Source organism: Pseudoalteromonas rhizosphaerae (assembly GCF_902498845.1).
In the GTDB taxonomy this organism is placed as follows: Bacteria; Pseudomonadota; Gammaproteobacteria; order Enterobacterales; family Alteromonadaceae; genus Pseudoalteromonas; species Pseudoalteromonas rhizosphaerae.
On sequence record NZ_CABVLM010000012.1, the window covers coordinates 121,135 to 141,785 of the forward strand.

Below are 20,651 nucleotides of genomic sequence, written 5' to 3' on the forward strand. Positions count from 1 at the left end.
ATGAGTATAGAATTACTGATCAACGTCACCCCGAGTGAAAGCCGTGTTGCCCTGATTGAAAACGGTGTATTACAAGAAATTCAACTAGAGCGTATTGGCAATTTAGGTATCGTCGGCAATATTTATTTAGGTAAAATAAGCCGAGTATTACCGGGTATGCAAGCTGCGTTTGTTGATATTGGTTTAGATAAAGCGGCTTTTTTACACGCGTCTGATATTGTAAATAGCGCCTCTATTGTTGAAGGTGTTGACGAGCAACCAATTAAAAAAGTACAAGATATTCGCGAGTTAGTGCGCCAAGGTCAATACATTATGGTGCAAGTGGTAAAAGATCCACTGGGTACTAAAGGCGCACGTTTAACAACTGACATCACCATCCCTTCTCGTTATTTAGTGTTTATGCCAGATGCCACTCATGTTGGTGTGAGTCAGCGTATAGAAACCGAAGAAGAACGCGCGCGATTGAAAAGCATTGTAGGTGAGTATGGCGATGAAGACGGCAGCTTTATAGTTCGTACTGCAGCTGAAGGTGCCAGCGAAGCTGAGTTGCGTCACGATGCCGAGTTTTTAAAAAAACTATGGAAAAAAATCGTCACTAAACGTAAAAAAACCAGCAAAGAAAGTATTTTGCATGAAGATTTAACCTTAGCATTTCGAACTCTACGAGATTACGTAGGGGAAGACATGGAGCGTATTCGGGTTGACTCAAAGCTAACCTATGAAGAGCTAAAAAGCTTTACCGCAGAGTTTGTACCAATTCTTTCCGATGCTTTAGAGTATTATCCAGGCGAGCGACCAATTTTTGATTTGTTTGATGTTGAAAGTGAAATACAAAAAGCCTTACATCGTAAAGTGACGTTAAAGTCAGGTGGCTATTTAATTATCGACCAAACCGAAGCGATGACCACGGTCGATGTTAATACCGGTGCCTTTGTTGGCCACCGAAATCTCGAAGAAACTATTTTTAACACCAACGTAGAAGCAACTTCTGCGATTGCCCGTCAGCTTAGGTTGCGTAACTTGGGCGGTATTATCATTATCGACTTTATTGACATGGTTAGCGAAGAGCATAAGCGCAGGGTATTGCATTCACTTGAGTCTGCACTGGGTAAAGATCGCGTTAAATCAAATATTAATGGTTTATCGGCATTAGGCTTAGTGGAAATGACCCGCAAACGTACTCGAGAAAGTCTTGAACATATTTTATGTGATGTATGTCCGGCCTGCTCTGGGCGCGGTTCACAAAAAACCGTTGAAACCGTATGCTATGAAATACTGCGTGAAATTGTCCGAGTAAACCGTGCTTACGCGGCTGATAAATTTATGGTTTATGCAGCTCCCGCGGTAAGTGAGGCATTACTTAACGATGAGTATCATAATCTTGCAGAACTAGAGTTATTTATTGGTAAGCAAGTGAGCATTCAAACCGAAAGCCTCTACAGTCAAGAGCAGTTTGATGTGGTTATGATGTAATGAAAGCAAAGACGGTCTGTTTTTTTTGTATCCGTAAGTTATGGCAAGTGTTCGCCATAACTCTGGTACTGCTTGCCGTTGTTGTTTCGGTTTTAAAATATACCCTGCCGTATGCCAATGACTATAAAGGTGACCTTGAAAGTTACCTATATGATAAGTTTGCGGTTAATTTATCAATTGGGGCTATTTCTGCCAGCTGGCATGGCCAAGGTCCTTCTATTGTCTTGGAAGATATCACCTTTGAAGATAATAAAAGCTCACCCATCGCACTGACTATCGCTAAAGCTAGCCTTGAATTAAACGTCTGGGAAACCATCAAAACACGACAGTTAAAATCTAACTACTTTGTGATCAACGGTTTCCATGCTGATGTTGATATGCCGACTATGTTGCAGTCGAACAGCAGTGAGGTATCGTTTGAACAAAAAGAGCTGATTGAAGGCTTATTCTTAGGTAAAACCGGTCATTTTGCGGTTGAAAATAGTAGTCTTAATTTTATCTTGGCAGATGGTAAAGAGCGTCGGGTGATGCTTGAAGACATCGTTTGGCAAAATCAGTACGAACAACACTTAGCTAGTGGTACTTTAGCATTGCCCGGGATTTCAGTGGGTACATTTGATGCTCGCTTGGCATTAACCGGATCGACGCTAGAAACCATGCTGGGTGATATTTATGTGCAAGCAAATAATGTTGATGTGTCGAAATGGCTGGCTCAGTATATTAATGCTAGTAAAGAGCAGCTCAATTCTGACATTAACTTAGAATCATGGTTGAGTATTGAAAAAGGCCTGATCAAAGATGTCACAGTTAAATGGTTGCCAAGCTTTATTAATTGGCAGCAAGATACAAAAAGTCATCAATTTAGTTTAAGTGAAGGGGGTTTTCGCCTTTACCCTTGGCAGCAAGGTTGGCGGTTAAAAAGTTCAGGGGTGCGGCTCTCAAACGATCAACAGCATTGGCCCGACTTTCAATTTGAAGCACAGCTGGATAACAAACAACAACAAATTTGGTTGCAAGAACTCGATTTTGACTTGGTTACAAGGTTAGCCCAGTTAAGTGATTTTGCTGAATTAGAGCCGCTGTTAAGTCGTCAACCCAGTGGTCAAGTTAAGCGCGCTTATGTGCAATTTACATCAACACAGCAATGGCAATTATGGTTTGAAGCCCAGCAATTGGGCTGGCTTGCAGAGCAAGGTGTGCCCGGTGTGCAGGGCTTACTTGTCGATGGTTTGTTAAATCAAGATCGTGGTCGTATTAATCTGTTTGGCGAAAATAGCGAGTTACTTACCGCTGATACTTTTAGCCAGCCAATCAAATATAACCAACTGAATATGCAAATTGATTTAGCCAATAGTGAGCAAGGTTGGCAGATCAGCAGTGATAATATGTGGCTTGATAATGATGAGGTCACTGTTGCAGCCGAAATGAAGCTTAGCTTAGACGAACAGCCTCGGCTTGATTTATATGCAGAAGTATTTGCACCAGATGCCAGTGTTGCCAGCCATTATTTCCCACGCCCTGTGATGACTAAAAATTTAGTTGATTACTTAACTGGGGCTATTAAAGGTGGCGAACTTACTCAAACACAAGTGCTGTTTTCTGGGCCATTAACGGGCTTTCCATTTGCCGATAATTCAGGACAGTTTGAAGTATTAGCGCAGGTAGATAACGCCAATTATCAATTTGCCCCTGATTGGCCTGCAGTAACTCAAGCGAGTGCAAAATTACATTTTGAAAATCAGCGTATGGATATTTACTCTGAGCATGGGCGGCTTGTTAACTTAGCGATCGATGATGCCGTGCATGTCAGTATTGCAGATCTAATGAACGCAGATTTACTGAGCGTAAAAATTAATAAACGTGCTGAGATGGAAACATTACTGCCGTTTTTTAAAGCAACGCCAATTGCTGAGCCACTAGCAAATGTATTTGAGGTGATCCAAGGTAACGGCGCTGCCAGCGCTGATATTGAGCTACTTGTTGATTTAAATGAGTTAGATGTAACAGCTAAAGGCATGGTTAATTTAAAAGATCTGCCAGTGTATTTAGTACAACCTGGGCTTCAGCTTGAAGGTGTGACAGGTCAGCTCTATTTTAATGATGATCAGATCACTTTAGAAAATGCTAACGCAAGTTGGTTAGGAATGCCGCTGAAAGTTAACTTTAATGGTAAAAATATTGGCCCAAACTATCGTGCTGACGTTGATATAAAAGCACAGTTAAATGCTGATACGTTAATTTCTCATGGTCAAGACTTACTAAAAGGTTACTTGCATGGTGAAAGTGAAGTGGCTATTAATCTTGCCCTAAACTTTTTAACGGACGGCTTTGATTATCGCGCTAATGTCAGCTCACAACTCGAAGGGCTTAGTAGTGAGCTGCCCGCACCGTACACTAAAAGTGCCGATCAAGTATGGCCGCTAACGGCTGTTATTCAAGGTGATAATATTTCTAATTTGATCACCGCTAATATTAATAACAACTTATATTTTAATGGCATCTTAGCGAATAACGTTGGCAAACTAACCAATGCACAGTTTATTTTAGGCGAGCATGATCTGGGTTTAAACCAGCAAGACTTAAGTGTTGCAATTGATTTAGAGCAAACCGATCTATTACCTTGGCTTGGCTTGATCCAGCAGATCATCACCATCAGTCAAACAGAATCAGCTGAGCAGGGCGTACTACCACCATTAAAAGAAGTGGTGGGTAACATTCAGCAATTAACCATTGGTGATATTGCATTTAATGATTTTGAAATGCGTTTAGCGCCGACCCCAAGTGACATGCGCTTACGGCTAAACGCCAAAGAATTACGCTCGCAAGTACTTATTCCGCTAGATAAATCAAGTCGGCCGATTCATATTGCCAGTGATTATTTACGTGTTAACTTTACCCCTACAACAGACGAATTACAGCCATCTGAAACACCTCAAGATTACACTTGGTTGAGTGACATACCGGCCATTGAATTTGAGTGTGCTGATTGTAAAGTGGCAAGCTATCAATTAGATAAAGTCAGCGCATCGCTTTATGGCGATGGTCATAAGCTCACCATATCTGAGCTGGTGGTTGATAAAGGCGAGCATGTGTTACGTGCTAAAGGGCATTGGCAAGATGGCATAAGTCAATTTAGCGGTAATATGCAAAGTGATGACATCGGTGAACTATTTGATGAATTTGATATAACCACCACAGTTAAAGATTCACCCGCAGATATTAAATTTACGCTTGCGTGGCAAGATGCGCCTTATTTATTTGATATTGCCAGCCTCAACGGTAATTTAGATTGGCGTTTAGGCGAAGGGCATTTAGCTGAGGTAAGCGATGGCGGCGCACGGGTATTTTCGTTGCTGAGCCTGGATTCATTAGTGCGTAAGTTAAAACTCGATTTTAGAGATGTATTTTCGAAAGGTTTTTTTTATAACAGTCTGCAAGGCACCATGCAGGTAGATAAAGGCATCGCTTACACGCAAGATACGAAAATGGATGGAGTGCCTGCTGATCTGACGGTTAAAGGCCATACTAACCTCAATACCATGGAAATTGATTACGATTTAGCGGTTGCACCACAAGTGACCTCAAGTATTCCGGTGATTGTCGCGTGGATGGTCAATCCGGTAACTGGGCTTGCAGCATTGGCGATAGATAAAGTACTCCACTCTGCGCGCGTTATTTCTGAGATTAACTTTAAAGTGACTGGCAGCATGACTGATCCTGTAGTGAAAGAAGTAGATCGTAAAAGTCGTGAAGTGACTCTTCCGCAAGCTGCACAAAACCAACCTCAAGCCGCCGCCTCCAGTGAGTTAATACTCAAAGATGCCGCTGTTACAGTCACCCAATAAGGCCTTAAACGATGCAAGCTATGATAGTCGCTCTACAAATGTGCTCCGGGCTGTGTGCTGATGGCAACATGAATCAACTTAGACAACAGTTAACCACGCTTCCTGCAATACGCCCGTTACTGGTGTGTTTACCTGAAAGCTTCTTGGTGTTTGCTAATAGCGGCCATGAAACACTTGTTGTAGCAAAGCAAAGTGATGTTTATCAACAACAATTAAGTGAGTTATGTCGCCAACATGATATTTGGCTAGCTGCAGGTACTGTGCCTATTGCCACAGAGCATGACAAATATTTTGCAGCGTCTTTGCTGTTTAATGAGCAAGGTGAAGTGCTGGCCCAGTACAATAAAATGCATTTATTTGACGTTGATGTTGCTGATGGGACTGGTGCGTATCGCGAGTCTAACTTCACCGAAGCGGGCAGTGACATTGTGGTGGTCGATTCACCGTTTGGTAAAATAGGTCTTACAGTATGTTATGATCTACGCTTTAGTGGCTTATTTAGTGCTTTGCAACGAGCCGGGGCAGAGGTTATTTTAGTGCCTAGCGCATTTACTACCATAACAGGTGCAGCTCATTGGCAACCGTTATTAACGGCCAGAGCGATAGAGACGCAAAGTTATGTGATTGCTGCTGCGCAAGTAGGGCAACACGAAAATGGTCGCGCGACATACGGCCACAGTATTATTATTTCTCCTTGGGGCGACGTCCTCAGCGAGCTTGCAAATGGCATTGGGTTTATTGGTTGTCAGCCAGATCTAAACCGCTTACACGCCATTCGTCGAGATATGCCAGTGCAATCTCACCAACGATTTAGAGAGCATTTATTATGAACACGGTTGAACAGCATTTATTACACGACAGCCAGCTAAATCGAGAAGAACTCGAAAAAACGCTTGGTTTTATTCATCAGCATAAAGTTGATTACGCGGATCTTTACTTTCAATCTAGCCACCATGAATCATGGGTGCTTGAAGATGGCTTAGTAAAAGAAGGCTCGTACAACGTTGAACGCGGCGTCGGCGTACGCGCAGTTAGTGGCGAAAAAACCGGTTTTTCGTACTCTGATGCAATTAATTTAGAAGCACTTAACAAAGCCGCAACCGCTGCGCGCAGTATTGCCGAAGCAGGTGAAAGTAAAGCCATTCAGGTATTTAGTGATGTAGCAGCAAAACAGCAGTTTGCACCACTGCAGCCGATTCAAAGCATGAGTGATACCGACAAAGTAAATTTGTTACGTGAGCTTGAAAATTATATTCGTGAGCTTGCTCCTGACGCAGAGCAAGTTATTAGCTCTATGTCTGCGGTGTATGAAGAAGTATTGATTGCGGCCAGCGATGGTACATTTGCCACCGATATCCGCCCATTGATCCGTTTAAATTGCTCGGTATTACTTGAAAAAGACGGCCGCCGTGAACGCGGTGGCGCAGGTGGTGGCGCACGTTTAGACTATGGTTACTTTAAAGAGCTGGTGGATGGTAAACCCCGTTGGATGGAATACGCAGAAGAAGCCGTACGCCAAGCAAAAGTAAACCTTGAAGCTATTGACGCTCCAGCGGGCACGATGGAAGTGGTACTTGGCGCCGGTTGGCCAGGAGTATTACTGCATGAAGCCGTAGGTCATGGCCTAGAAGGCGACTTTAACCGTAAAGGAGCCTCGGCATTTAGCGGTAAAGTGGGCCAAAAAGTCGCATCAGAGCTGTGTACTGTAGTTGATGACGGCACCATTGCCGATCGCCGTGGTTCACTTAATGTGGATGACGAAGGTACGCCTGCAGCGTACAACGTACTTATCGAAAACGGTATTTTAAAAGGCTACATGCAAGATAAAATGAATGCGCGTTTGATGGGCGTTAACCCAACTGGTAATGCGCGCCGAGAGTCATACGCGCATTTACCTATGCCACGTATGACCAATACTTATATGTTAGGCGGCGAGCACAGCCAAGCCGATATTATTAGCACAGTTAAAAAAGGTATCTTCGCCCCAAACTTTGGTGGCGGCCAAGTAGATATCACTTCAGGCAAGTTTGTATTTAGTGCCTCAGAAGCCTACTTAATTGAAAACGGCAAAATTACTCGGCCAATCAAAGGCGCCACATTAATTGGTAACGGCCCTGAAGTTATGCAACAAATCTCTATGGTAGGTAATGATTTAGCGCTTGATAAAGGCGTAGGAGTATGTGGTAAAGACGGCCAAAGTGTACCAGTAGGCGTTGGCCAGCCAAGTTTGAAAATAGATAACTTAACAGTGGGTGGCACCGCTTAATTATTGTAACTGCTATTGAGCTGTAAAGAAAAAAGCTTAGCCTCTGATGGAGCTAAGCTTTTTCTTTATTGATTGATAACTAAGTGCTTAAACTTAGTTTTTTAACTCACTTTTTGCAGCTTCGTTATACCAAAGCTCCATAAAAAAAGCGGTTAGCTTATGCTCTATTTCTAGCGCCTTGTCAGTTGGGCAAAATAGCGTAAAGCTGGCTTTAAACTCGCCCAACTCTGTGGTACTAAAGTGTATTTCAGGCTCAGGGCCAGAAATTTTTGCATCTAATTTTCTTTCGATAATCGAATTATAACGACCAGCCACATCTTGAAACTCTTCACAATATTGCTTCGCTTTCGTGGTTAGAGTTTCGTAAATTGGATACGGATTAAAACTTTCTTTACGCACAATACTAAAGTGATGAGTGGTAAAACGTTTTACAAAGTTTAAGTTTTTAATCGGGTTAGTGATCAGCTTATTATTCGGAATATAAATGGTTTTGCGAGAAAATTGATAAGTGTGCATGTCAATTTCATGCATGGTGGTTTTGATCCAATCGGTTTCAGCAATTTCACCATAGTATTCACCAACCTGTACCCAGTCACCAACCCGAAACGGGCGCGTGGTAACTAAATAGAAAAAGCCAATTATACATTGAATAAACTCTCTGGTCGCAAATACAATAGCCACTGCAAATGCCGCGATCGACAGCGCAAAGTTCTGGATTTCAGTAGACCATACAAATAGCAGTAATAGCACCGTTGCTAGGTTAATAGAGTGCTTAATATTGTGCGAAATATAGCGAATATCTTTTTCTTTTTTTTCTGCTTTATGGCGCGCAAATCTGTCAACCAGCGCCTTAAGAGTAAACGCAATAGTGATCATTGCTAGTGAAATAAGTACCGGATGGAGCAGTAAATCTTTGTTCATAAATTCCTAATTGATGGAGCGTTAATAAAAAATAACACCCCGCCATACTAGCGAAATTTTGCAGATTTAACCACGCTGGAACACTAATAAAGTGGCAAAACCGTTATATGTTTATCAACTAATTAGCATCCAAATACCCGCAGCTATCATAAATAAATTCTCACTAAGGGAAATAAAGCCCAGCGGCACATTACTGTCACCGCCAACGCATGCACATTTCAGCTCACGCTTATCGATATACACAGCTTTAAATACTGATACCGCACCAATACAACCAATAAATAACGAGAACGGCGCCACCGCTAAGGCCGGAAGTTTGGCTACCATAGCGATGGCAACATAGGCTTCGATAAAAGGATAAACATAAGCATAAGGCACAACGCGCATGGCAAGTAAGTCATAGGTAATAAATGAGTTTGAGAAGCTGTATAAGTCTTGCAGCTTTTGAATGGCTAAAACTGCCATTGATAGTGCAATAAACAGCATTAAGTTTTGCATAGACAATAAAGCGTCGCCATTGGCATAGCTAAACCCGCAGCTGAGTAATAGTGTGACTGCAAAAATAGCTAACACTGGCGTGTAAGTTGTGCCTTGTTGACCCGCTTTGGTCAGATTGAAAAAATCGCGCAAATCATCGTACCCACCTATACGTTTATCATCAATAAAGGTTTGTGGGGTGGTTTTTACATCATGCTGTTGTTTGAAGTCATCGGTTTGTTTGCGGCTAGTAAGGTGGCGATCATCAACATCGTAGCCATTACGCGCTAACAAATCTTTTGATTTTAGCCCGAACGGGCAAATATGCTCATCGGTTACCATGCGATATAAAATTGCTGACTTAGACACAGTGCCTCCTTGTAAAAATGTAAAGCCGACTACGTAATCATTACCGAATTACGCAGTAAACATAAACAAAATGTGCTTGTTATTCAGTGTTATTAAGTGAATACAAGGTTTGTGCCAGCTAATAATAATTACTTGGTCATGCTTAAAACAACATCCATAACTGGATCATGCCATGCTAAATAATCATGGGTGTAAAAACCTTGCAACAGAGCTGCAAGGTTTCGTGGCGACCTTAATGTAGCGACTGTTTAGGCCTGTATAAAACGCGGCAATGTTAGTTACCAGGCATAGGGATATAACCAGGTAGCTGCTCAATTCTCTTCATCCACGCTTTAATATGCGGGTATTTATCTACCTCAACATCTCCTTCATGGGCGATGGATATATAAGGATAAATTGCACACTCGGCGATAGTCGGGCGATTCGCTGCTAACCAATGGTTATTCATAAGGTGAGAATCGATTAATGTAAGTATTTTATTTGATTGCAGCACACATTGAGTATGATCATACTCGGCCGCAAACTTTTTAATTAACCGAGCTTTATTCGGTCCATGTTGTATTTCATTAGCCGCGACAGACAACCATTGCATAACGTCTGCTTGTAAATGCGCTTCACTAGGCCACCATGCTTCACCGCCATATTTATTGGCAAGATAAACTAATATCGCTTGCCCATCTCTTAACACTATATTGCCATCTTCAAGTATTGGGATTTCTCCCCAAGGGTTTAATTTCATTAATTTACTTTGCTTATGCTCGCCTTGCATAAAGTTAACAGGAATAATATTTAATGGTGTATGGATCAGTGAGGCAAATAACCTTACTTTGTAACAGTTGCCTGATAACTCTAAATCATATAATTTCATTTTTTGTCTCCTCTGATAATAATTGATTGAACTCAAGAACGTTCCCATCAGGATCACGGATAAATAAAGCGATTCTTCTCGGGCCGAGTTTTTTTGGTCCCTCAGTGATTGTGAGCCCTTCTTTAGATAACCAAACTTGAAATTCATTAATGTTATTAATAATGAATGCAGGATGCGTGATCCCTGGTTTTTTTATCGGCTCATCAAGGAGTGTGTTCTTTTGCCCTGTTATTTTTGCACCATTAAAAATAAGATTAATGCGAACACCGCCCGCTGTAATCATCTCATTCGCTTCGCCTTCTGCAATGCGATAGGTTTCTTTGAATCCAAGGCGTTCATAAAAGTGGACTGATTTTTGTCTATTGCTGACTCGAATACCAACATGATCATAGGCAAGAGCTGCTTGAGGGTTTACAGGAGATAAAGTGTTCATAGAGTATGTTTCCTATCTTTATTTGATAGCGACACTATGACATTTTGTTATTTAAAAGATAATACGGTAAATTTGATAAGGATATTTTCAATAAATGAGATAATCAATGGACAAGTTACAAGCAATGTCTATGTTAATTAAGGTTGTGGAAGTTGGTAGTTTTTCTGCGGCAAGTAAAGAGCTAAATGTTCCTTTGCCAACCCTGAGCCGAAAAATATCGGAACTTGAGAACCAGCTCGGTGTGCGTCTATTACATAGAACAACGAGAAAGTTATCGTTAACGGACTTTGGGGCAAATTATATTCGTGCTTGTAAAGCAATTATCGAGCAAGTTGAAGAGGCCGAACAAGGGGTAAAAGGTGAATATTCAGAGCCTAAAGGAGAGTTGGTCATCACCGCACCAGTGATGTTTGGAAGATTATATGTATTGCCAATTGTTACTGAGTTTTTGTCCTTATATTCCAGCATAAATGTGCAGTTAATTTTGTCGGATGGAAATATTAATCTGTTTGATAATGATGTTGATATGGCTGTTAGAATTGGTGCGCTACCAAATAGCTCAATGATAGCCACTCAAGTAGGAGAAATTCGGGTGGTAACCTGTGCAAGCCCATCGATTTTAGCTGCCCATAAAACGTTAAAAACACCGGCTGATTTAACTCACTACCCGTGTATATCACTAAATACGGCGATGACAACCCCACCTTGGAGTTACCTTGTTCCGGATTCTACAATTGCTTTTAATGTAAATATATCATCGCGATTAACGATTACGGATAGTAAATCAGCTGTTACTGCTGCTATAAATTCAGTAGGGGTAACCCAGCAGCTACATTACCAAGTTAAAGGTGCACTAGAGCAAGGCGCGCTTGAGGTCATATTAGCTGAATTTGAACCTGCGAAAGTTCCTGTGCATTTACTGCATAAATCTCGAAAATATATGCCACAAAAAATGAAAAGCTTTTTAGATTTCGCATCACCAAGATTAAAAAGCAAAATTGATGAATTAGCTTTGTAGGTATTGATAGTAAGTAAAGTCACCAGCCAAAACGAAAAAACCTTGCAGCGTTAACTGCAAGGTTTATCTTTTTGAGCCTTGAGCCTTGAGCCTTGAGCGCTTTAACTAGCGCATAGTAACAAACTCTTCTGAGCCAGTTGGGTGCAGCGCAACAACGGCATCAAAATCTGCTTTGGTTGCGCCCATTTTCATAGCTACTGCAAAGCCTTGGATCATTTCATCAACCGCAAAACCTAAGCCGTGTAAGCCTACAACTTTCTCGTCAGGGCCTGCGCAAACTAGCATCATGTTACATGCTTGGCGGTGCTGAGTAACCGCAGTGTACATAGCAGCAAAGCTTGATTTATACACTTTTACGTTCTCGTTGCCGTACTGCGAAATTGCTTCTTGTTCAGTTAAACCAATGGTACCAATTGGCGGGTGGCTAAATACCACTGTAGGAACTAAGCTGTAATCCATTTTTAAATCATCTGGCAGGTCTTTATTGAACAAACGCTCTGATAAAGTACGGCCTGCTTTTACTGCAACAGGGGTAAGCTCTATACCTCCTTCGATGATATCACCCACAGCATAAACATTTTTAGCCGTGGTATTTTGGTACTCGTCTACCTTAACGTAACCGCCTTCGTTTACTTCAACACCCGCTGCGACTAGGTTAATCTTATCAGTCGTCGGTGTACGGCCAATGGCCCAAATGACTTGATCAACATTTTGACTGTAGCCATTTTCAAAGTGGATAGTTAAGCTGCCATCGCTTTCTTTAACTACTTCTTTTGGTGAGCATTCGGTATGCAGCGTCGGGCCTTCTTTGGCCATAATATCAACAAGGGTGTCGATGATGTATGGGTCAAAGGTGCGCAGTGGTTTATTTTTACGAACAAATAAATGGGTTTCTGTACCTAGGCTATGTAGTACACCGGCAATCTCTACCGCGATATAACCGGCACCAACAACTGCAACGCGTTTTGGTTGTTCATTCAGCTCAAAAAAGCCATTTGAATCGATGCCGTGTTCAGCACCTGGGATATTTGGAATGCTAGGGCGACCGCCTACGGCCACTAAAATATGATCGGCGGTGTAGTGCTCGCCGTCTACTTCGATTGTTTTACTGTCAACAAATTTAGCGAAGCCTTTAATAACTGTTACGCCGTTTTTAGCAAGGCCATTATCGTAACCTTTATGAATGCGGCCAATATAGGCTTCACGGCTTTCTACTAGTTTACTCCAGTTGAATTCTTTTACTTCAACATTAAAGCCGTAATCAGGGGCGTATAAGTTAATTGCTTCAGCAACTTGAGCGCCATGCCACATTACTTTTTTTGGTACACAACCTACATTTACACAGGTTCCACCCATATGTTTTGCTTCAATTAGTGCCACTTTCGCGCCACGCATTGCTGCACGGTTAGCTGACGCTATCCCGCCGCTGCCCCCGCCAATCGCAATGTAATCAAAATGCTGAGCCATCTTTAGTCCTCAAGTTTATATAAAACGTATTTATCCGATAATAACACATGGTAGACCCGTTAAAAGCCCCTTGTATTTCGAGACGTACGCCCCAACTTAAAAATCATATTCGAAACGATTTGAGAGCTAACATGAGCGATTTACAAAATAACCCACTAATAGGCCTTGAAGGCTTACCACCGTTTTCAAAAATTAAGCCTGAGCATGTTGTGCCGGCGCTAAAAGCGGGTATTGATGAATGTCGCGCTAAAATAGACGAAGTGCTGGCTAATAAATCATTCACTTGGCAGGACTTAGTGTTACCTCTTGAAGAAGTTGACGATAAATTATCGCGAATGTTTTCTCCGGTATCGCATATGAACTCCGTAGTTAATAGCGATGAATTACGTGAAGCGTACGAACAATGTTTACCGCTTATCTCAGAGTATTCAACCTTTGTTGGTCAACACCAAGGGTTGTATGAAGCCTACAATGCACTACACAACAGTGATGAGTTTAAAACGTTAAGTACGGCAGAACAAAAAACGATTACTAATGCATTGCGTAGCTTTGAATTATCGGGCATCGCCTTGGCGCCCGAGCAGCAAAAGCGCTACGGCGAGATCAGCGCACGTTTATCAGAACTTGCGGCTAAATTTGGCAATAACGTGATGGATGCCACATTGGCTTGGCAAAAGCACATTACTGATGAAAGCGAACTCGCAGGTTTACCTGAGTCGGCGTTAGCGTTAGCGGCAGATACAGCAGCAAGCAAAGAATTGGACGGCTGGGTATTTACCCTTGATTTCCCGTCTTACTTACCGATCATGACTTATGCTGATAACCGTGAATTACGCGAAGAGACGTATACGGCATTTGCAACACGCGCATCTGATCAAGGCCCACACGCTGGTCAGTTTGATAACTCTGAGATCATGAGTGAAGAACTCGCGCTGCGTCATGAAATTGCGCAACTATTAGGTTTTGCCAGTTATGCTGAAAAATCATTAGCCACTAAAATGGCTGAAACGCCAGAGCAAGTATTCTCATTTTTAGAAGACTTAGCCGCTAAATCTAAACCACAAGCTGAGCAAGAACTCGCTGAGCTACAAGCTTACGCTAAAGAAAAACATGGCATTGAGCAACTCGCTGCGTGGGATTATGGTTATTACGGTGAAAAGCTTAAGCAAGAGAAATACGCAATATCAGACGAAGTACTGCGCCCGTATTTCCCTGCTGATAAAGTACTAAGCGGCTTGTTTGAAACAGTAAATCGTTTATTTGGTATTAGTGTTAAAGAGTTAAAAGACATTGATACCTACCATAAAGATGTTCGCTTTTTTGAAATTTACGACAGTAGCAATACCCTGCGTGGCCGTTTTTATCTTGATTTATACGCGCGTGATCACAAACGCGGTGGCGCGTGGATGGATGACTGCATGGGTCGCAAAGTACGCGCCAATGGCGAGTTACAAACGCCTGTAGCGTATTTAGTGTGTAACTTTAATAAAGCGGTAGGCGATAAACCTGCACTGTTTACTCATAATGAAGTCACCACTTTATTCCATGAGTTTGGCCATGGTATTCACCATATGCTAACCCAAGTTGATGCCGCGCCAGTTGCGGGTATTAATGGTGTTGCATGGGATGCCGTTGAGCTGCCAAGTCAGTTTTTAGAAAACTGGTGTTATGAAGAAGAAGCACTTAACTTTATTTCAGGCCACTATGAAACGGGCGAGTCATTGCCTAAAGAGTTATTGGATAAACTACTAGCAGCTAAAAACTATAACTCAGGCATGCAAATGCTGCGTCAAATCGAGTTTTCGTTATTTGATTTTAGAATTCATAACGATTATCAAGCGGGTGAAGAATGCCAAATTCAAGCGCGTTTAGATGAAGTACGTAGCCATACATCAGTTGTTAAAGCACCAGAGTTTAACCGTTTTCAACATGGTTTTAGCCATATCTTTGCTGGTGGTTATAGCGCAGGTTATTATTCGTATAAATGGGCCGAAGTGCTCTCAGCTGATGCGTTTTCCAAATTTGAAGAAGAAGGTATTTTTAACCCAGAAACTGGGCAAGCCTTTATGCAGCATATTTTAGAAAAAGGCGGCAGTGAAGAGCCAATGGAGTTGTTTAAAAACTTCCGTGGTCGTGAGCCAAGTGTAGATGCATTATTGCGCCACAGTGGTATTGCAGCTTAAGCACTAGGTATATTTAATCTTTAAAAAGCGCCGTTTGGCGCTTTTTTACTATTTAGAGTAATAAATTGTCGCAAAATCAGGGCTCCGTACTATGCTTTTTTAAGTAATTAATAAAAAGGAATTGGGCATGACAAAACTGGTACTGGCGATTGATGATGATAAATATGTTCATCGTGTAATAGAGGAATCATTAGCGGGGTTTTGTCAGTTAATTCATGCTAAAAATGGCGAAGAAGGTTTAAGGCAAGCTTATAAATATAGCCCTGACATTATTTTATTGGATGTTGAAATGCCCGGTAAAACGGGCTACGAAGTGTGTCGTGAGCTGAAAAATAATGAGCAAACCAAAGATACCCCAGTAATGTTTTTGTCGGGTAAAAGCGAATTACCAGAACGTGTTAAAGGTTATAATGCCGGTGCTGCCGATTACATTGTAAAGCCCTTTAATACCGAGGAATTAATGGCGCGTATTCGGGTGTTGTATCAATATCGTCAGCATTCTATTAAGTTAAAAAATGATGTAGAGCGCGCGCAGATCACCGCTGAAATAGCCATGACTGACTCCGGCGATATGGGTCGCATAATGCGTTATGTAGGGCAAACCTATCACGCCCATGATGTGCAATCATTATCGGCCCATTTTTTTGAATTCTTCCGACCGTTAAATCTCGATGTAGTTGTGGCTTTTTGGTATCAAGATGTAGGGGTTGTGTGCACTGATGACGGTGGTGTTTGTCCGTTAGAGCAAGAGTTATTAGAAAAGCACCGTTATTCTAATCGCTTTGTTGATTTTAGTAGTCATACTATTGTTAATTACCCGAAAGTGTCTATTTTAATTAAAAATATGCCTTTAGATGATGTTGTGTTGTATGGCCGCTATAAAGATTTATTCCCGCATATTTTGGAAGTAACCAATGCCAAAATCCAAGATATGGAAGTAAACGAAAAAGCACTGGCTCAAGCGCATGCGGTTGGTAATGCTTTTAATGAGCTTTCTTCGCAATTATTTGTCAGTAGCGAGGCGCGCGAAGAAGCCGTAGCTAAATTGACAACTCAGTTATCTGAATTACGTGCACTTATGCAGCAAGATCCCACTTTTGCTGCGAACCAAGCATTGGCATTGCAGGTTGAGCAATTAGAGCAAACACAATTACAGTTAACAGTCTTGAATGATGACTTGGCTTTTATTAAGCATCAGCTCAATCACATTATTGAATCGCGCAGCGAATTGATCGATAGCTTGAGTAAAATTGCTACGCCGGAGCACACTCAAGACGTTACTTCGCAAACGGATATTGAGCTATTTTAGTGCTATAGCGTTAAGCAGTTGATATACTTCGCGAGCTATTCACGGTCGGAGTTTATTTTGGTTATACAGTGTCCTTTTAAAGAAGTACGTCCTTATCTTAATGAAATTGAGCTGCGTTTTGGGCTCGCTGAGTGGGCGGCACAAAGCGAAGGCTTTTCACTTCATTATGATGATCAAGGCTTAAGCTTACGAAAAACCGATGAACCAAAACTTGGCGCTATTAGCGTTGACTTTGTAACTGGGGCTGTTGCTCATCGGCGTAAATTCGGTGGCGGTAAAGGGCAATCAATTGCTAAAGCGGTGGGTTTGAATAAAGGGGCAACGCCGGTTGTGCTCGATGCGACCGCAGGGCTTGGCCGTGATGGTTTTGTGTTAGCATCGCTAGGTTGTAAAGTGATTTTACATGAACGCCACCCAGTTGTTGCTGCATTACTTTATGATGGTTTACAACGTGCTTATAGCGATAATGAAATTGGCCCGTGGATGAAACAAAACATGAGCTTAGTGTTTGGCTCAAGTCATACCTTACTCGCGCAATGCGAAAGTATGCCAGATGTGGTTTATTTGGATCCAATGTTTCCACACCGTGAAAAGTCAGCACTGGTTAAAAAAGAAATGCGGGTGTTTCAAGACTTGGTTGGCGCAGATAATGATGCTGATGACTTACTCGCATTTGCCTACCCACTTGCCAGCAAGCGAGTGGTAGTTAAACGCCCCGACTACGCACCGTTTTTAAACAACCAAACGCCAAGCATGCAAATAAAAACCAAAAAGAATCGCTTTGATGTTTATGTAAAAGCCGCCATGGTGTGAAGCTTTATTCGTATTTTTTATTTTTGTTCCTATAAAGTTATAAGTGTTTCATATCGGCTTTCATTAAATTGTCATAAATAGTTAATAGTGTACGCGCAGTTACCCAAAGGAATTTAATTTCATGCGCGTGTCATCATTCACTCGGTTGCTGGCTATTTTGCTGGCATTGGCTAGCCTGCTGTTAGGCGGAACCTTGTACTGGGCAAGTCAAACTTTAGTTAAACTCGAACAACAAGACCAATCTTATAATCAATTAAAAAATAAAATATTAGTCGATTTAAAAGGCTTACTAGAAGATTACTTAGCACAGGGCGATAGTCAGTATTTAGGGAAAGCGTCGGATTTAATTAGCCAAGTAAAAGACACCCAACTTGCCATTTTACCTATTGATTTAAAACAACAGTTAGATCTGCAATTAAGCCAACTCGATACTGATATAAAAGGTAAGTATCGTGCTTTAGGTAAACTGTCAGGTAATGAAACAGCATTGCTTGATAATGCACTTAGGCAAATGGCGGGCTCAGCATCTTCCTTGATTGGTTATGCTAACAAAGCAGGGCAACAAAATACTAACGCGCAGGCTTATTATCAGCTTGCCAGTGATTACTACCGCGAAGTGACAAATTTGTCGTTGTTTACTTATCAGCTAATGCTTAGTTTTGATCAAGACACACAAACCAACTTACAACAAAGTATTGCTAACTTAAACCGTTTAGCAAAGCAGATTGACGAGCTTGAAAACTTGGGCGTTATGAGTGAAGTTGATGAAGATAGTTTGTTTATAGATGAAGAAGCCGAAGATTTAGCAGGTGAAATTAAGGCTGAGCTAAGAAGCTGGCCGAACCGCTACCCTCGTGATTTAGAGAACACCATTGCACAAGCTCAACAGCGTCAAACAGGCATACAGGCCCTTCGCAAACAGATCAGTACACTTTCTGGCACGGTGATAAATGCTGAGCAGCAACTTAAAATTCAGCAAGGTACGTTAAAGCAGCGAGTATTCATAGTGTTTTGTATTGCCATTGGCATGCTGGTTGTATTGGCTGTTGGTGTTTACTTTGTACAGCGAAATCAAGTATTAACCCCGCTTCGTCAATTACGTGATGGCTTTGCATTTTTAATCGAAAGTAACGAATTAAAAAATATTGAAAGTAGTAACTCAAAAACAGAAGTTGGTGAAATAGCTAGTTACTTTAACCAGTTAATTGAGCGTCAACGGTTAGAGGCTGAAGAGCGTGCACAAATGCTCAAGGTGATTAACGATTTTATGCAAGAAATGAGCGAGCATCTACATACGATAAGTCAGCAAACAGATGCCAGTCATCATCAAGTTGAACAAAATCAAGAATTATTGGCTGATATTCAACATATTGGTGAGCAAGTAAACGATATAAACGGCAAAGTAGCAGATAACGCCAAGCATACGTTTTCAGCAATGGAGCAAAGTTTAGGGTTTGCCCAAAACATGCTCAGTGCTAGCTCAAATACACAACAGCGGGTGGAGCAAGGTTTACATAGCTTGCAAGAGTTGCTCAGTGGTGTACAAGATGTAGGGAAAGTTATTGAAGTGATCCGCAATATTGCAGATCAAACTAATTTGCTGGCACTCAATGCTGCGATCGAATCAGCGCGCGCAGGTGAACATGGCCGTGGTTTTGCTGTGGTTGCAGATGAAGTGCGCAAGTTAGCTCGGCAAACACAAGGTTCGCTGAGTGATATAAATAACCAGCTCAATCTATTGAGTGAAAACTCAACTATGGTGTCAACGCAAATATCAGCATTAGCTGATGATGCTCAATTGCAAACCGATAATGCCCAAGAGCTGAAACGAAACTCCGAAGGGGTTGCTCATAATGCACAGGATGCTAATAAAGTCGCTTTTGATGCAATGGAGTTGGCAAAGCAGCAAAACTCATTGTTAGAGAACTTCAGCCAGTCAATGCAAAGTATGAAAGGGCAGGTGAGTGAATCCAGTTTATTAGTAGCTGATATTCATCAGCGCTTACAGCAGCAAATGCATACTATTCGTAGTAGCTTAGGATTGTAGTGGATAAAGCTAAAACACGTTACTGGTGAATGTGTTTTAGCTTACATTTAACTTGGTTTATACAGAGTTAGTGTTGCTGCAGTCACTTCCTGCTGCGTGGAACTTCATCGGATTGATACATTGAAATTTGATGATTGTCAGGATCAGCGATCTCGGCTGACCAGCCACCTGGCGCATGACTGACTGGTGTAACAATGGTTGTACCTTTCTCAGCAAGAGCCTCGATTACATCATCGATCCCCCCATCAGCGAGTTCGAAAACAATAATCGGTGAGTTCCCAGGACGTGACTCTTGCTTAAAAAAGAGCAACTCCACTTCATTTACCGTTTTTGCTAGTAGCCAACCTTCACCTTCATCTTCCATCTTCTGAATATCTATTCCGAGCGTATCACGGTAAAAAGCCTCTGTTTTATCAAGATCGTTGATGTAATAACAAATTGCGCCAACCTTACTTTTGCTTAACATGAACATTTTCCTCTTTTTTGATTGATTTCAACTTATGTTGCCGTGACAGTGGGTTTTGTGAGGTCACCATAAAAAGATGTCCATCTGGGTCGTGGCTGGCTACAGTGTCATCATCACGACAAGGAGCTTTTAGTAATGCTTTACGTATCTGTCCAAACGGCAGCTCACCTATTAAACCTTTAAGTTCAAAGATATCTCCTCCATCATATAGTCGCCAGCGGCGCTTGATTTGCACAATGCGTTGTCGTAGCGCCATGTCTGATGCTCGTAGTAGCCAAGATATTTCTTTTTTGGTATGTCCAGTTAAGGCTAAAAGTGCAGTTGTTTTAAGGCTTGGTGGTAATGTATCAACAAAATGGTGGGGCGATACTTCACTTTGTGTTTGCATATTACGTAAATAGGCGACAGAAGCTTCACGTGTTTTTCGTCTTGCGGCAGAGCGAGCATTAAAAGTTGATTGATTTCGAAGTACACCAATTATCCATCGACGGTTATTAACACAGCTTAAATCCGAACGCTTAGCTTCAATTGCTGCAAGAAGCGCTGTTTGGAGTAAGTCCTCAGCTTCTTCTTTATGCAAAGTCACTTTAAACGCATAGTGAAGTAGGTTTGTGTAGTAATTACTTTTTTTCATAGCCGTGTCCTGATAGTGATATTTTTATTGTTTCTCCTTTAACTTTAACCTTACTCTATTAT

Annotated in this window: 16 protein-coding genes; 9 read left to right on the forward strand and 7 right to left on the reverse strand. The window is 41.7% G+C overall.

The genetic code is table 11. The features are described 5' to 3' along the window. The 4 genes from rng to tldD are packed head-to-tail and all read left to right on the forward strand — an operon-like array spanning window position 1 to window position 7,584. Window positions 1–1,473 carry a ribonuclease G gene (gene rng / locus PSR9079_RS17700; protein WP_149982651.1) on the forward strand — a complete coding sequence of 491 codons (1,473 nt, stop codon included), beginning with the start codon at window positions 1–3 and terminating at the stop codon, window positions 1,471–1,473. Beyond that, a complete protein-coding gene (locus PSR9079_RS17705; protein WP_149982652.1) occupies window positions 1,473–5,318 on the forward strand; it encodes a YhdP family protein in 3,846 nt (1,281 codons plus the stop codon). The genes rng and PSR9079_RS17705 overlap by 1 nt, the downstream gene beginning before the upstream one ends. A gap of 20 nt (window positions 5,319–5,338) precedes the next feature. Next, entirely contained in the window at window positions 5,339–6,148 is an 810-nt protein-coding gene (locus PSR9079_RS17710; RefSeq protein ID WP_149982687.1) for a carbon-nitrogen hydrolase family protein, read from the forward strand. After that, complete coding sequence (gene tldD / locus PSR9079_RS17715) at window positions 6,145–7,584, forward strand: metalloprotease TldD (protein ID WP_149982653.1); 1,440 nt, start codon at window positions 6,145–6,147, stop codon at window positions 7,582–7,584. Before PSR9079_RS17710 ends, tldD begins: the two co-directional genes overlap by 4 nt. Before the next feature lie 93 nt (window positions 7,585–7,677). On the opposite strand, the gene PSR9079_RS17720 is transcribed toward tldD, so the two are convergent. The 4 genes from PSR9079_RS17720 to PSR9079_RS17735 form a co-directional block, all read right to left on the reverse strand. Further along, window positions 7,678–8,505 carry a mechanosensitive ion channel family protein gene (locus tag PSR9079_RS17720; RefSeq protein WP_149982654.1) on the reverse strand — a complete coding sequence of 276 codons (828 nt, stop codon included), beginning with the start codon at window positions 8,503–8,505 and terminating at the stop codon, window positions 7,678–7,680. Window positions 8,506–8,619: 114 nt separating this feature from the next. Next, window positions 8,620–9,351, reverse strand: a complete 732-nt coding sequence (locus PSR9079_RS17725; protein ID WP_149982655.1) for a MauE/DoxX family redox-associated membrane protein — start codon at window positions 9,349–9,351, stop codon at window positions 8,620–8,622. Window positions 9,352–9,625: 274 nt separating this feature from the next. Further along, window positions 9,626–10,219 (reverse strand): glutathione S-transferase family protein, encoded by a 594-nt coding sequence (locus tag PSR9079_RS17730; protein ID WP_149982656.1) that lies wholly within the window; start codon window positions 10,217–10,219, stop codon window positions 9,626–9,628. Further along, entirely contained in the window at window positions 10,206–10,652 is a 447-nt protein-coding gene (locus PSR9079_RS17735) for a VOC family protein (protein WP_145238636.1), read from the reverse strand. Before PSR9079_RS17735 ends, PSR9079_RS17730 begins: the two co-directional genes overlap by 14 nt. 106 nt (window positions 10,653–10,758) lie before the next feature. On the opposite strand from PSR9079_RS17735, the gene PSR9079_RS17740 reads away from it, so the two are divergent. Next, the gene (locus PSR9079_RS17740; RefSeq protein WP_145238639.1) at window positions 10,759–11,670 is read left to right on the forward strand and encodes a LysR family transcriptional regulator; all 912 of its coding nucleotides are present in this window, start codon (window positions 10,759–10,761) and stop codon (window positions 11,668–11,670) included. Between the two features lie 105 nt (window positions 11,671–11,775). Here the strand turns inward: PSR9079_RS17740 and gorA are convergent, their stop codons facing one another. Then, window positions 11,776–13,137, reverse strand: a complete 1,362-nt coding sequence (gene gorA / locus PSR9079_RS17745; RefSeq protein WP_149982657.1) for a glutathione-disulfide reductase — start codon at window positions 13,135–13,137, stop codon at window positions 11,776–11,778. A gap of 131 nt (window positions 13,138–13,268) precedes the next feature. Here gorA and prlC point away from each other — a divergent pair, with 131 nt between their 5' ends. The 4 genes from prlC to PSR9079_RS17765 all read left to right on the forward strand — a co-directional run bounded on the left by prlC (window position 13,269) and on the right by PSR9079_RS17765 (window position 19,489). After that, the gene (gene prlC, locus PSR9079_RS17750) at window positions 13,269–15,320 is read left to right on the forward strand and encodes an oligopeptidase A (protein ID WP_149982658.1); all 2,052 of its coding nucleotides are present in this window, start codon (window positions 13,269–13,271) and stop codon (window positions 15,318–15,320) included. Between the two features lie 127 nt (window positions 15,321–15,447). Beyond that, complete coding sequence (locus tag PSR9079_RS17755) at window positions 15,448–16,629, forward strand: response regulator transcription factor (protein WP_149982659.1); 1,182 nt, start codon at window positions 15,448–15,450, stop codon at window positions 16,627–16,629. Between the two features lie 57 nt (window positions 16,630–16,686). After that, window positions 16,687–17,442 (forward strand): class I SAM-dependent methyltransferase, encoded by a 756-nt coding sequence (locus tag PSR9079_RS17760; RefSeq protein WP_145238699.1) that lies wholly within the window; start codon window positions 16,687–16,689, stop codon window positions 17,440–17,442. Window positions 17,443–17,563: 121 nt separating this feature from the next. Further along, window positions 17,564–19,489, forward strand: a complete 1,926-nt coding sequence (locus PSR9079_RS17765) for a methyl-accepting chemotaxis protein (protein WP_149982660.1) — start codon at window positions 17,564–17,566, stop codon at window positions 19,487–19,489. A gap of 82 nt (window positions 19,490–19,571) precedes the next feature. Here PSR9079_RS17765 and PSR9079_RS17770 read toward each other — a convergent pair whose 3' ends face one another. Together PSR9079_RS17770 and PSR9079_RS17775 are read right to left on the reverse strand one after the other, a co-directional pair. Then, on the reverse strand, window positions 19,572–19,955 hold the full coding sequence (locus PSR9079_RS17770; RefSeq protein ID WP_149982661.1) for a VOC family protein: 384 nt from the start codon (window positions 19,953–19,955) through the stop codon (window positions 19,572–19,574). Further along, window positions 19,939–20,589, reverse strand: coding sequence for an RNA polymerase sigma factor (locus PSR9079_RS17775; protein WP_149982662.1), 651 nt, complete (start codon window positions 20,587–20,589; stop codon window positions 19,939–19,941). Before PSR9079_RS17775 ends, PSR9079_RS17770 begins: the two co-directional genes overlap by 17 nt. Window positions 20,590–20,651: the final 62 nt, after the last annotated feature.

Excerpts from the sequence above, each read along its gene's own strand:
- PSR9079_RS17765 (WP_149982660.1), top strand. The coding sequence starts at position 17,564 with ATGCGCGTGTCATCATTCACTCGGTTGCTGGCTATTTTGCTGGCATTG.
- PSR9079_RS17740 (WP_145238639.1), top strand. The coding sequence starts at position 10,759 with ATGGACAAGTTACAAGCAATGTCTATGTTAATTAAGGTTGTGGAAGTT.
- gorA (WP_149982657.1), bottom strand. The coding sequence starts at position 13,137 with ATGGCTCAGCATTTTGATTACATTGCGATTGGCGGGGGCAGCGGCGGG.
- tldD (WP_149982653.1), top strand. The coding sequence starts at position 6,145 with ATGAACACGGTTGAACAGCATTTATTACACGACAGCCAGCTAAATCGA.
- PSR9079_RS17730 (WP_149982656.1), bottom strand. The coding sequence starts at position 10,219 with ATGAAATTATATGATTTAGAGTTATCAGGCAACTGTTACAAAGTAAGG.
- PSR9079_RS17735 (WP_145238636.1), bottom strand. The coding sequence starts at position 10,652 with ATGAACACTTTATCTCCTGTAAACCCTCAAGCAGCTCTTGCCTATGAT.
- PSR9079_RS17720 (WP_149982654.1), bottom strand. The coding sequence starts at position 8,505 with ATGAACAAAGATTTACTGCTCCATCCGGTACTTATTTCACTAGCAATG.
- PSR9079_RS17775 (WP_149982662.1), bottom strand. The coding sequence starts at position 20,589 with ATGAAAAAAAGTAATTACTACACAAACCTACTTCACTATGCGTTTAAA.
- prlC (WP_149982658.1), top strand. The coding sequence starts at position 13,269 with ATGAGCGATTTACAAAATAACCCACTAATAGGCCTTGAAGGCTTACCA.
- PSR9079_RS17705 (WP_149982652.1), top strand. The coding sequence starts at position 1,473 with ATGAAAGCAAAGACGGTCTGTTTTTTTTGTATCCGTAAGTTATGGCAA.
- PSR9079_RS17755 (WP_149982659.1), top strand. The coding sequence starts at position 15,448 with ATGACAAAACTGGTACTGGCGATTGATGATGATAAATATGTTCATCGT.
- PSR9079_RS17710 (WP_149982687.1), top strand. The coding sequence starts at position 5,339 with ATGATAGTCGCTCTACAAATGTGCTCCGGGCTGTGTGCTGATGGCAAC.
- rng (WP_149982651.1), top strand. The coding sequence starts at position 1 with ATGAGTATAGAATTACTGATCAACGTCACCCCGAGTGAAAGCCGTGTT.
- PSR9079_RS17770 (WP_149982661.1), bottom strand. The coding sequence starts at position 19,955 with ATGTTAAGCAAAAGTAAGGTTGGCGCAATTTGTTATTACATCAACGAT.